This is a genomic window from Pseudomonas sp. KH_046_2 (assembly GCF_057838985.1).
Map to the genome: position 1 here is coordinate 3,444,897 of NZ_CM174480.1, position 13,237 is coordinate 3,458,133.

At 62.2% G+C, this 13,237-nt stretch carries 9 protein-coding genes; 7 read left to right on the forward strand and 2 right to left on the reverse strand.

What is annotated here, in order from left to right; genetic code table 11:
• Positions 1-2 precede the first annotated feature (2 nt).
• The 7 genes from AC3IX1_RS15545 (at position 3) to AC3IX1_RS15575 (ending at position 10,778) form a co-directional block, all read left to right on the forward strand.
• Entirely contained in the window at positions 3-1,580 is a 1,578-nt protein-coding gene (locus AC3IX1_RS15545; protein WP_489384833.1) for an ABC transporter ATP-binding protein, read from the forward strand.
• 84 nt (positions 1,581-1,664) lie between these two features.
• Positions 1,665-3,080, forward strand: coding sequence for a sigma-54 interaction domain-containing protein (locus tag AC3IX1_RS15550; protein ID WP_489384834.1), 1,416 nt, complete (start codon positions 1,665-1,667; stop codon positions 3,078-3,080).
• A 286-nt stretch (positions 3,081-3,366) separates the two neighbouring features.
• Complete coding sequence (locus AC3IX1_RS15555; RefSeq protein ID WP_150723644.1) at positions 3,367-4,758, forward strand: GntP family permease; 1,392 nt, start codon at positions 3,367-3,369, stop codon at positions 4,756-4,758.
• Positions 4,759-4,765: 7 nt separating this feature from the next.
• Positions 4,766-5,539 (forward strand): 3-hydroxybutyrate dehydrogenase, encoded by a 774-nt coding sequence (locus tag AC3IX1_RS15560; protein WP_489384835.1) that lies wholly within the window; start codon positions 4,766-4,768, stop codon positions 5,537-5,539.
• Between the two features lie 202 nt (positions 5,540-5,741).
• Positions 5,742-7,697, forward strand: a complete 1,956-nt coding sequence (locus AC3IX1_RS15565) for an acetoacetate--CoA ligase (RefSeq protein ID WP_489384836.1) — start codon at positions 5,742-5,744, stop codon at positions 7,695-7,697.
• Positions 7,698-7,885: 188 nt separating this feature from the next.
• Positions 7,886-10,423, forward strand: a complete 2,538-nt coding sequence (locus tag AC3IX1_RS15570) for a PAS domain-containing hybrid sensor histidine kinase/response regulator (RefSeq protein ID WP_489384837.1) — start codon at positions 7,886-7,888, stop codon at positions 10,421-10,423.
• A 79-nt stretch (positions 10,424-10,502) separates the two neighbouring features.
• The gene (locus AC3IX1_RS15575) at positions 10,503-10,778 is read left to right on the forward strand and encodes a peptidylprolyl isomerase (RefSeq protein WP_007898282.1); all 276 of its coding nucleotides are present in this window, start codon (positions 10,503-10,505) and stop codon (positions 10,776-10,778) included.
• Between the two features lie 178 nt (positions 10,779-10,956).
• On the opposite strand, the gene AC3IX1_RS15580 is transcribed toward AC3IX1_RS15575, so the two are convergent.
• On the reverse strand, positions 10,957-11,892 hold the full coding sequence (locus tag AC3IX1_RS15580; protein WP_489384838.1) for a sugar kinase: 936 nt from the start codon (positions 11,890-11,892) through the stop codon (positions 10,957-10,959).
• A 118-nt stretch (positions 11,893-12,010) separates the two neighbouring features.
• Positions 12,011-13,228, reverse strand: a complete 1,218-nt coding sequence (locus AC3IX1_RS15585) for an amino acid deaminase (protein ID WP_489384839.1) — start codon at positions 13,226-13,228, stop codon at positions 12,011-12,013.
• Between the last annotated feature and the right edge of the window lie 9 nt (positions 13,229-13,237).

Here is a 13,237-nt window from a genome sequence, read left to right on the forward strand (position 1 = left end):
ATATGACCAACCTGATCGAAATCCGTGACCTCAGCGTGGCCTTCAGCGGCGAGACCGTAGTGCGCAATCTGTGCCTGGACATCCGCCCCGGCGAATGCCTGGCGCTGGTGGGCGAATCGGGCTCGGGCAAGTCGGTGACGGCCCACTCGATCCTGCAATTGCTGCCGCAAACCGATACCGAGACGACGGGCAGCATCCGCTATCGCGGCCAGGAACTGGTGGGCGTCGATGCCGGCAAGTTGCGACAACTGCGCGGCAATCGCATCGCGATGATCTTCCAGGAGCCGATGACCTCCCTCAACCCGCTGCACAGCATCGAAAAACAGATCGGTGAAACCTTGCTGGTGCACAAAGGCCTGGCGGGCAAGGCGGCGCAAGCGCGGATCCTCGAATTGCTGCACCTGGTGGGCATCCAGAAACCCGAGGAACGCCTCAAGGCCTATCCCCATCAACTGTCCGGCGGACAGCGCCAGCGGGTGATGATCGCCATGGCCCTGGCGTGCGAACCGGAACTGCTGATCGCTGACGAACCGACCACTGCGCTGGATGTGACGGTGCAACGCAAGATCCTGCTGTTGCTCAAATCCCTGCAACAGCGGTTGGGCATGTCGCTGTTGCTGATCAGCCATGACCTCAATCTGGTGCGCAGCATCGCCCAGCGCGTGTGCGTGATGAAGGCCGGGGAAATCGTCGAGCAGGCGCCTTGCGAAGTCCTTTTTACTGAGCCGAAGCACCCTTACAGCTGCGTATTGCTGCACGCCGAACCCGAGGGCGAAGCCTTGCCTCGGGACGAGCGCGAAAACGTACTGGAGGTGGACAACCTGCAGGTGCGGTTTCCCGTCGGTGGCGGCCTGTTCCAGCGTAAGACCTGGCTGCGTGCCGTCGACGGCATCAGCCTGAATATCCAACGCGGCAAGACCCTGGGCATCGTCGGCGAGTCCGGTTCGGGCAAGTCCACCCTGGGCCAGGCGATCCTGCGTTTGCTCGACTCCGAAGGCGGTATCCGCTTTCAGGGCCAAGCGCTGGACGGCCTGACGCAAAAACAGCTACGGCCGTGGCGCAAAAAGATGCAGGTGGTGTTCCAGGACCCCTTCGGCAGCCTCAGCCCGCGAATGTCGGTCGCGCAGATCATCAGCGAAGGCCTGGAAGTGCACAGCCAGTTGAGCACAGAAGAATGCAATGCCGAAGTGATCCGGGCACTGAGCGAAGTCGGCCTCGACCCGCAGAGTCGTCATCGCTATCCCCACGAGTTCTCCGGCGGCCAGCGTCAGCGCATCGCCATCGCCCGGGCGCTGGTGCTGAAACCGGCGCTGATCCTGCTCGACGAACCGACCTCGGCGCTGGACCGCACGGTGCAGAAACAAGTGGTCGCCCTGCTCCGCCAGCTACAGGAAAAATACGGACTGACCTATCTGTTCATCAGCCATGACCTGGCTGTGGTGCGCGCCCTGGCCCACGACATGATCGTGATCAAGGACGGCAAAGTGGTAGAGCGCGGCGCCAGTCATGAGGTGTTCGACTCACCGCAGCATCCGTACACCAAGGAGCTGTTGGCGGCGGCGATGTTGGGGCAGGCATAATAGCGGGCAACCCCGAACCCTGTGGGAGCGGGCTTGCCCGCGATGGGGCCGGAACAGGCAGCAAATACATCAGGACCAATACCCATGAACACCACCGAAAGCCTCAAGGACTACCAGCGCGTTCGCTTGCTGGCGATCCGTTCGTTGTTCGAAATCATCGAGCAATCGAGTGAAGGCACGGTGATTGTCGACCGCGATGCCAACATCGTCTGGATGAATGAGCGCTATGCCCGGCGCTTCGGCCTGCAATCGGCCGAAGTCGCGATCGGCAAGCCCTGCGAAAGCGTGATCCCCGGCAGCCTGCTGCGTGAGGTGGTGCGCACCGGCCGGCCGATTTTGCTGGATATGCAAGACACCCCCAAAGAGCCGCTGGTGGTCATGCGCCTGCCGATTCACGACGATGCCGGCGTGGTGATCGGCGCCATCGGGTTCGCCCTGTTCGACGAGTTGCGCAGCCTGTCGCCGATGCTCAAGCGCTACATGAGCATGCAGGAAGAACTGGCCTCCACCCGCTCGCTGCTGCGGGCGCGGCAGACCAAATACAACTTCGCCCACTTCATCGGCACCAGCGCCGCCAGCCTTGAAGTCAAGCGCCGCGCCCGGCGCAGTGCGAGTACCGAATCACCGGTGCTGCTGCTCGGCGAAACCGGCACCGGCAAGGAACTGCTGGCCCAGGCGATCCACAATGCCTCGCCCCGTGCGCACAAGGCATTTGTCAGCATCAACAGCGCGGCAATTCCCGAATCGCTGCTGGAAGCCGAGTTCTTCGGCACCGCCCCCGGCGCGTTTACCGGTGCCGACCGCAAGGGCCGCGCCGGCAAATTGCAAATCGCCCAGGGCGGCACGCTGTTTCTCGACGAAATCGGCGACATGCCGCTGCCCCTGCAAAGCAAACTGTTGCGGGTGTTGCAGGAAAAGGAATTCGAGCCGGTGGGCTCCAACGAAGTGATCCAGAGCGATGTGCGGGTGATCGCCGCGACTTCTACGGACCTTGAGGCCGCGATCAAGCGCGGCGAATTCCGTGCCGACTTGTACTACCGGCTCAACGTGCTGCCGATCCAGGTTCCGCCCCTGCGTGACCGCCTGGATGACGTGCCGGCGCTCAGTGAAGCCATTCTCGAAGAACTGCGCAGCCAGCATGAACTGCACCACGAAGCCCTGGAACTGTTGGGCCAACACGCCTGGCCGGGGAACATCCGGGAACTGCGCAATGTGCTGGAGCGGGCCGCGTTGCTCAGTGATGACTTGCGCCTGACGGTGGCCGACATCCGCGCGGCGATTGGTACATTCACCCCGGTGGAGCGCGTGGCGCCCTTGACCATCGAACCGATCGCCCATGAGACGTTCAGTGCGGCGCGGGAGCGATTTGACCGGCAATTAATCGAAACCACCCTCGTGCAATGCGGGGGCAAGGTGGTTGATGCGGCGGCGCGGCTGGGGCTGGGTCGGTCGACACTGTACAAGAAGATGGTGGCGTTGGGGATCGCGGAGTCTCAATAAAGAGACATGGATCTCTGTTGTTAGACAGACCATCGCGAGCAGGCTCGCTCCTACAAGAGACGGTGCTCTGCTGATCAACTCGGTCAACTGTAGGAGCGAGCCTGCTCGCGAAGAGGCCAGCACTGCCAATGCAAGTCTCAGAATAGAGACAAATCTACTCGACAAGCCCGCCAACCTGAAAATATATCCTTATATTTCAACACCTTAAGCATCTGGCACAAAACTCGCTATACGCCTCTCCTACCAAGCTTCACCCCACAAAAATAACAACTCCAGGAGACACACCATGAGTGTGATCATTGCCTTGGCGGCCCTCGCGCTGCTGATGCTGGCTGCCTACCGTGGCTACAGCGTTATCCTTTTTGCCCCGATTGCCGCCCTCGGCGCCGTCCTGCTGACCGACCCGTCTGCCGTCGCCCCCGCTTTCACCGGGGTGTTCATGGAAAAAATGGTCGGTTTCATCAAACTGTATTTCCCGGTGTTCCTGCTCGGCGCGGTGTTCGGCAAGCTGATCGAACTGTCCGGCTTCTCGCGCTCCATCGTCGCGGCGGCGATTCGTTTGCTCGGGACCCGCCAGGCGATGCTGGTGATCGTGCTGGTCTGCGCCCTGCTGACCTACGGTGGCGTATCGTTGTTTGTGGTGGTGTTCGCGGTCTATCCGTTTGCCGCTGAAATGTTCCGCCAGAGCAATATCCCCAAGCGGCTGATCCCGGCGACCATCGCTCTGGGCGCCTTCTCGTTCACCATGGACGCACTGCCCGGCACGCCACAAATCCAGAACATCATCCCCAGCACCTTCTTCAACACCACCGCATGGGCGGCGCCATGGCTGGGTGTGATCGGCACGATCTTCGTGTTCTGTGCCGGCATGCTGTTTCTCCAGCGCCAGCGCAACAAGGCCCAGCGCGCCGGTGAAGGTTATGGCTCGGACCTGCGCAACGAGCCGGAAACCGCCGCCGACCTCAAGCTGCCCAACCCGTGGCTCGCGCTCTCGCCGCTGCTGGCGGTGGGCATCATGAACCTGCTGTTCACTCACTGGATCCCGCAGGTGTATGGCAAGACCCACAGCCTCGCGCTGCCGGGCATGGCCGCGCCGGTGACCACGGAAATCGCCAAGCTCACGGCGATCTGGGCGGTCCAGGCCGCGCTGTTGGTAGGCATCCTCATGGTGCTGGCGTTCGGCTACAAGGCGATCAGCCGCAAGCTGGCCGAAGGCAGTAAAAGTGCGGTGAGCGGTGCCTTGCTGGCGGCAATGAACACGGCCTCGGAATACGGTTTCGGCGCGGTGATCGCGTCCTTGCCGGGCTTTCTGGTACTGGCCGACTGGCTCAAGAGCATTCCCAACCCACTGGTCAACGAAGCGATTACCGTGACCCTGCTGGCCGGCATCACCGGTTCCGCCTCGGGCGGCATGAGCATCGCGCTGGCGGCGATGTCCGAGCAGTTCATCAGCGCCGCCCATGCTGCGAACATTCCGCTGGAAGTGCTGCACCGGGTCGCCGCGATGGCCAGCGGCGGCATGGACACCCTGCCGCACAACGGCGCGGTGATTACCCTGCTGGCGGTCACCGGGCTGACCCACCGCGAGGCTTACAAAGACATTTTCTGTATTACGCTGATCAAGACCCTGGCGGTTTTCGTGGTAATCGGCACCTTCTACGCCACTGGCATTGTGTGAGGTATTCATGACGACTCTTTCGGGCAAGACCGCACTGGTCACCGGCTCCACCAGCGGCATCGGCCTGGGGATAGCCCTCAGCCTGGCCAAGGCCGGGGCCGACCTGATCCTCAACGGCTTTGGCGATGCCTCCCAAGTGATCGCCCAGGTGCAACAGTTCGGCGGCAAGGTCGGCCATCACCCGGCCGATGTCAGCGATCCGGCACAAATTGCCGACATGATCGCCTACGCCGAGCGCGAGTTCGGCGGCGTCGACATTCTGGTCAACAACGCTGGCATTCAACACGTGGCTGCGGTGGATGAGTTCCCGGTGGAGCGCTGGGATTCGATCATCGCCATCAACCTGTCGTCGGTGTTCCACAGCACCCGCTTAAGCCTGCCGGGTATGCGCACCAAGGGCTGGGGTCGGGTGATCAACATTGCCTCGGTGCATGGTCTGGTCGGTTCGGTGGGCAAGTCAGCCTATGTCGCCGCCAAGCACGGGGTAATCGGCTTGACCAAAGTGGTCGCGCTGGAAACCGCGACCACCCAGGTCACCTGCAACGCGATTTGCCCAGGCTGGGTATTGACGCCGCTGGTGCAGAAGCAGATTGATGATCGTGCCGCCAACGGGGTTGACCCGCAGCAGGCGCAACACGATTTGCTCGCTGAAAAGCAGCCATCGCTGGAGTTCGTGACACCGCCGCAACTGGGTGAACTGGTGCTGTTCCTGTGCAGTGAAGCCGGCAGCCAGGTGCGGGGCGCGGCGTGGAATGTTGATGGTGGGTGGTTGGCGCAGTGATCTTTTGCTAGCCCCAGTGGCACAGTACATTTGTGGCGAGGGGGCTTGCCCCCGTTCGACTGCGCAGCAGTCGTAAAATCAGACGACCCGAATCGTCTGTGAATTTTGGGGCGGCTTCGCCACCCAACGGGGGCAAGCCCCCTCGCCACAAAACCTGCTCCACATCAGCCTGTGTGAAGGCATAAAAAAGAAGAGGCAAACCATGTCCGACATCCTCTGGCAACCCGACGCCAAACGCATTGGCAAGACCCGCATGGAGGCCTTCCGGCGCTTCGTCAATCAGCGACACCACCTCAAGATCGACGACTACCCGGCCCTGCACCAGTGGTCCATCGAGCAACGCCCGGACTTCTGGCAGGCCATCGTCGACTTCTTCGACATCCGCTTCCACGAGCAACCCGACGCCGTGCTGCTCGAAGGCCCGCAGATGCCTAGCGCCCAGTGGTTCCCCGGCGCAACGCTGAACTTTGCCGAACACCTGCTACAGCGTCGCGATGATGCGATCTCCGTAATAGCCGTTGGCGAAAACGGTCAGCGTGAACACTTGACCTGGGCCGAACTCGCGGAACATGTCGCCGGCTTTCAAAACAGTCTGATAGCGGCCGGTGTCGGGGTTGGCGACCGGGTCGCCGCGTGCATGCCCAACACCTGGCAAACCCTGGTGGCCATGCTCGCCACCACCAGCCTTGGCGCCATCTGGTCCTGTTCTTCGCCGGACTTCGGCACTCAAGGGGTGGTTGACCGTTTCGGCCAGATCGAGCCGAAAGTGCTGGTGACTTGTGCCGGTTATCACTATGCCGGCAAGGCAATCGACCAGACCGCCAAGATCAATGAAATCCTCGAACGGCTGCCGTCGTTGCAGCATTTGATTGTGGTCCCGTATGCGCGACCTCAGGCGCACATCGTAGACTTCCGCACCCGGGCCAACGTGACGCTGTGGGACGATTTCTACGAACCCGGCGGCGAACCGGATTTCGTCCCGGTGTCCTTTGCCCATCCGCTGTACATCCTCTACTCCAGCGGCACCACCGGCGTGCCCAAATGCATCGTCCACAGCACCGGCGGCGTGTTGCTGCAACACGTCAAGGAACACGGCCTGCATGGCGATCTGGGCCCCGGTGAACGGCTGTTCTACTACACCACCTGCGGCTGGATGATGTGGAACTGGCTGGTGTCGGCGCTGGCGACAGGCAGTTCCGTGGTGCTGTACGACGGCTCACCGTTCCAGCCTGAACCGCAACGCCTGATCGACCTGATCGACGACGAACGCATCAGCGTCTTCGGCACCAGCCCCAAATACCTCGCGACCCTGGAAAGCAGCGGTATCAAGCCCCGTGAAAGTCACGACCTGGGCAGCCTCAAGACGTTGCTGTGCACCGGCTCGGCACTGTCGCCGCACAGTTACGACTTCGTCTATCGCGACTTCAAAACTGACGTGTGCCTGGCGTCGATGTCCGGGGGCACCGACATCGTCTCGTGCTTCGTCAACGGCAACCCGATGACGCCCGTGCGGCGCGGCGAAATCATGGGCAAAAGCCTGGGAATGGCCGTCGAAGTGTGGAACGACGAAGGCCACCCGGTGATCGGCGAAAAGGGTGAGCTGGTCTGCACCCGGCATTTCCCGGCGATGCCCATTGGCCTGTGGAACGATCCCGATGGCGAGAAACTGCGAAAATCCTATTTCAGCCTGTTCCCCGGTGTCTGGGCTCAAGGAGATTACGCCGAACAACTGCCCCATGGCGGGATGATGATCCACGGTCGCTCCGATGCCGTGCTCAACCCCGGTGGCGTGCGCATCGGCACGGCGGAAATCTATCGTCAGGTAGAGAAAGTCCCCCAAGTGCTCGACAGCGTGGCCATTGGTCAGCAGTGGCAGGATGACGTGCGGGTGGTGCTGTTCGTACGCTTGCACGACGGGCTCGAACTGGACGAGGCACTCCAACAGCAGATCCGCGAGACGATTCGCGCCAACACCACGCCGCGCCATGTACCGGCGAAAATTGTCGCGGTCACCGACATTCCCCGGACCATCAGTGGCAAGGTGGTTGAGTTGGCGGTGCGCAATGTGGTGCATGGGCAGAAGGTGAAGAACACCGATGCCCTGGCCAATCCCGAAGCGCTGGAACAGTACCGAAACAGGCCCGAACTCCAGTCATGAAACAAGGTTACCTGTAGGAGCGAGCCTGCTCGCGATAGCGGAGTGTCAGTTGACATCAATGCAAATTGACCCGACGCCATCGCGAGCAAGCTCGCCCACATTTACCGCTCAAGCCTCTGAATCAACCTGCGCCTGTCACCTGTGCAAGAATAGTCCCAGCCAAAGCGACTCATGTGCAGGACTCCTTGATGAACGCAACACCAACCGCCAGCGATGCCCAGGCCTTGATCGCCCGAATCGACTGGGCAAGCAGCCCGCTGGGCGCTGCCAGCACTTGGCCACAAAGCCTGCGAACTGCCGTGGACATCGTCATTCACTCACCGATGCCGATGCTGCTGCTATGGGGCCCGCAACTGACGCAGATCTATAACGACGGCTTCGCCCTGCTCGCCGGAAGCAAACATCCACAGGCTTTCGGCCAACCGACACACCTGATCTGGCCAGAGTTGCAAGACTTTACCGACCCGATCTACAGCGCCGTCCTGCAAGGTCAGGTACGAACCTACAGTGAACAGCGCTTCACCCTGCAACGTGAAGGCCGGGAGTCAGACTTCTGGCTCGACCTGACCTACAGCCCGATCCGCGACGAAGGTGCCGAGGTGGCCGGGATTCTGGTCATCGCCATCGAAACCAACGAACGCCGGCGTATCGCCCTGGAACTCGAACAGCGCTCGGCGGCGAGCCTCAAGGCCCAGCGTGAAACCGAGGAACGCCTGCAACTGGCCCTCGCCGCCACCGATGCGGTCGGCACCTGGGACTGGGACATCAGCGAGGACCGTTTCATCGCCGATGCGCATTTTGCCCAATTGCACGGCATCGACCCGGCCATGGCCAGCCAGTTGCCGATCAGTGAGTACCTGCACGGCGTACACCCGCAAGACCGTGCCCTGATCGCCCGCAGCATCAAGCATTGCATCACCCACGGTAGCGAATACGCCGAGGAGTATCGCCTGCTGCAAACCGACGGCCAGATGCGCTGGGTGTTTGCCCGCGGTCGCTGCTACAAGGATCACCACGGCCGGCCGATGCGTTTCCTCGGCGCCGCCATGGACCTGACCGAGCGCAAACACACCGAGCAAGCCCTGCGCCAGAGCCAGACCGAACTGCAACTGATCATCAACGCCATGCCGGTCCTGATCAGCTACGTCGACCGCGAAGAACGCTTTCGCCTGAACAATGCGGCGTACCTCGACTGGTACGGGCTCACGCCGCAAGAGCTTTACGGGCGAACCATTCTTGAAGTCATCGGCGAAGAAGCCTATGCGCTGCGCGCCCCGTACATCATCGAGGCGCTGTCTGGCCGGCCCTGCTGTTTCAGCATCAGCACGCCACACCGCGACGGCAGCATCCGCCAGGCCTTGATGAATTACCTGCCACGCCACGGCCCGGACGGCGCGGTGAACGGCTTCTACATCTTCGTGATCGACGAAACCGAGCGTAAAAAGACCGAAGAAGCCCTGCGCATCCTCAACGAAACCCTTGAGGAACGGGTTGCCGCGCGCACCCGCCAACTGGCCGAGGCCAACGAGCGTCTGCAAAACGAGATGTTCGAGCGCGAACGTGCCGAAGACGCCTTGCGCCATGCGCAGAAAATGGAAGCGGTCGGCCAGCTTACCGGCGGCATCGCCCATGACTTCAACAACATGCTCACCGGCATCATCGGCAGCCTCGACCTGATGCAACGCTACATTGCCGACGGACGTATCGACGAGATCGGCCGATTCACCGAGGCGGCGGTGTCCTCGGCCAACCGCGCCGCCGCCCTCACCCATCGCTTGCTGGCGTTCTCCCGGCGTCAGTCGCTCAACCGCAAGCCGCTGAACCCCAACGAGTTGGTTCACTCGCTCGAAGACTTGTTCAGGCGCACCAAGGGCGACCACATCGAACTCAAACTGCAACTGGCCGAGACCATCTGGTGGGTCAGCACCGATTTCAGCCAGCTGGAAAACGCCTTGCTCAACCTGGTGATCAACGCTCGGGACGCCATGCCCGATGGCGGTGAGTTGCAGATCGAAACGGCCAACGTCTACCTCGATGGCAGCGACATCACGACCCTGGAGCCGGTCAAGGCCGGCGACTACGTGATGATTGCCGTCAGCGACAACGGCACCGGCATGACGCCCTCGGTGCTGGCCAAGGCATTCGACCCGTTCTTCACCACCAAGCCCATCGGCCAGGGCACCGGCCTGGGCTTGTCGATGATTTACGGTTTTGCCCAGCAAACGGGGGGCCACGTCAGCCTGTTCAGCCTGCCCGGACGGGGCACCAGCGTGCGCTTGTACCTGCCGCGCCTGCATTCGAACGAGCCGGAACAAGTCCTGTCGCCCTTCGTCGGCGAGGCACCGGCGGCGATTGCCGGCGAAACCGTGATGTTGGTAGAGGACGATGCGGCGGTGCGCATGCTGGTACTGGACCTGCTCAAGGAGCTCGGTTACCGAGCCCATGAAGCCGAAGATGCCAAGGGCGCCCTGCCGCTGCTGGAGTCGGACCTGCGGGTGGACCTGCTGGTGACCGACGTCGGATTGCCGGGCATGAACGGCCGCCAACTGGCGGAAATCGCCCGCCAGCATCGTCCCGAACTGAAAGTGCTGTTCATGACCGGTTACGCCGAGATCGCCGCCGAGCGCCAGGGTTTCCTCGAAGAAGGCATGGACATGGTGGCCAAGCCGTTTTCCATCGACCTGCTGGCCAACAAGATTCGCACGATGATCAGTCAACCGGACTGAGTTGAGGCATAATCGCGCGCCCCCGCTGCCACACACATAGCCACCCACATAGCCACCACCGTTGCAAGGTAACCGCCCCATGAAAGCTCAAGCCCGCCATATTCTGGTGAAAACCTCGGAAGAAGCCGAGCAGCTCAAACAACGCATCGCCAAGGGTGAAGCGTTCGACGTGCTGGCCAAGAAGTACTCGACCTGCCCATCGGGCAAGCGCGGCGGCGATCTCGGTGAAGTGCGGCCGGGGCAGATGGTCGGCGTGATCGATGCGGTGATCTTCAAGAAACCGCTGCGGGTGGTACATGGGCCGATCAAGAGCAAGTTCGGGTATCACCTGGTGCAGGTGTTTTACCGGGATTGAGTGGCTGGTCAGGCCCCTGTGGCGAGGGGGCTTGCCCCCGTTCGGCTGCGCAGCAGTCGCAAACCCTGCACACTCGGTGTGTCATCAAAATCAGATCCGGCAGGTTTTGGGGCTGCTTCGCAACCCAACGGGGGCAAGCCCCCTCGCCACAAAAGCTCCTTCGCCACAGATAATGGATTCAATCTCTGGGAATCAACGCCCCCGGCACCTGAATCACCCGGCTCGCCAGCCGATGCCCGGCCTCGGCGGCGTCAGCGGGGCTACCACCCTTGAGCCGCGAAGCCAGATACGCCGCGCTGAACGAATCCCCCGCCGCCGTGGTGTCCACTACCCGTTCGACCTTCTGCGCCGGCACCTCGAATGACTCGCCATCACAACGAATCAGGCACGCTTGGGCACCGCGCTTGAGCACCACTTCCGGCGTACCGATCTGCTCATACGCGGCAAACACCGCGTCACAATCGGAATAACCAAACAACGCCTGTTCGTCATCCACCGTCAGCAACGCCAGGTCGACATGCGGCAGCACACGGCGATACGCCGCCCGGGCCTCCTCGACCGATGCCCACAGCCGTGGCCGGTAGTTGTTGTCGAACACGATCCGCGCATCGCGCTGGCGGGCTTCGATCAGGGTTTCCAGCAGCTTTTCCCGGCCCTCCACACCGAGCACTGCCAGGGTGATACCGCTGAAATACAGCACGTCGTAATCAGGCAACGCCGCGAGGATCGGCGCAGCGGCCGGGGTGGTAAAGCAATCGCGCACCGCCGCTTCATTGCGCCAGTACAGAAAGCGCCGCTCGCCGGCCGCGTCAGTCTGGATGCAATACAAACCCGGCAGGCGTCCGGGCAGACGCTGGACCATGCCGAGCCCGATATTTTCCGCCGCCCAACTCTGGCACATCGCGTCGCTGAAACTGTCATCGCCCAGGGCGGTGACGTAGTCCACGGAGCCGTCCTCTCCCAGTTCCCGGGACAGGTACACCGCCGTATTCAAGGTGTCGCCGCCGAAGCTCTGTTGCAGACTGCCGTCGGCGCGATGCTGCAACTCGATCATGCATTCGCCGATCAGGGCGATGCGTGGAGTGTTGGGGCCCAGGGTGCTGATGGTGTTCATACGCGGATTTCTCTTTTGTCTGGTAGGGCCTCTTCGCGAGCAAGCCCGCTCCCACAGGGGAACGCATTTCAATGTGGGAGCGGGCTTGCCCGCGAAGGCCGCACCTCGGTCCTGAACCTTAGAAACAGGTTTCCATGGTCTCGATGACGTTCAGTTGCTCATCCACCAGGCAACCGACACGCCACTTGTCGAACGTCAGGCACGGGTGCGAGGTACCGAACGAAATGATGTCGCCCACCCGCAGATCAACCCCCGGCGCCACGGTCATGAACGCATGCTGGTCCATCACCGCGGTCACCTTGCAGGCGCTCACATCATCGCCTTTGGCCGGCACGGCGCCCGCCTTGTAACGCAGCAATGGCACCGGCAAACCGGCGTCGTAGGCCACGTCGCGTTTGCCCAGGGCAATCACCGCAAACCCCGGTTCCGGCAACGACTGCACGTGCGCCCACACTTCCAGCGCCGGACGCAGGCCTTCGTGCAGGTCGCTGCGACGGTCGAGCACGCAGCACTGCGCTTCCTTGTAGATGCCATGGTCATGAGCCACGTAACTGCCGGGACGCAGCACGCTGAGGAAACGCCCAGCGGCGTTCTGTGCTTCAAAGGACTCGGCAATCAGGTCATACCAGGCCGACCCCGACGCGGTGATGATCGGTTTGGCAATGGCGAAGGCTCCGCTGTCCTGCAACTGCACCGCCAGGCGCACCAGTGACGCGGCGAAATCGCGAATGCCGGTCACCGCGTGGTCGCCATGGATCACGCCTTCGTAGCCTTCGATCCCGGTCAGGGCCAGTGCCGGTTGCGCGCCGATGGCCTTGGCCAGATCAAGCACTTCCTGCTCGCTGCGGCAACCGCAACGGCCACCGGCCACGCCGTATTCGATCATGACGTTCAGGCGCACGCCGCGGGAGGCGAAAAAGGCGCCGAGGTCGGCGACGTTGTCCGGGTGATCGACCATGCAATAGAAGTCGAACGCCGGGTCTGCCAGCAGATCGGCGATCAACGACATGTTCGGCGTGCCGACCAACTGGTTGGCCATCAACACCCGACGCACGCCATGGGCGTAGGCCGCACAGGTTTGGGTGGCGCTGGCCAGGGTGATGCCCCAGGCACCGGCGTCCAGTTGGCGGCGGAACAACGCCGGGGTCATGCTGGTCTTGCCATGGGGCGCCAGTTCGGCGCCGCTGTTGCTGACGAAGTCCTGCATCCAGCGAATGTTGTGTTCCAGCGCCTCGCGGTGCAGTACCAGCGCCGGCAGGCTGACGTCACGCACCAGGCTGGCACCGATCGGGGCAGCGCCTTTGTCGACGTTGGCAGTATGGGGGGCAGAAGACATGGTCGAACT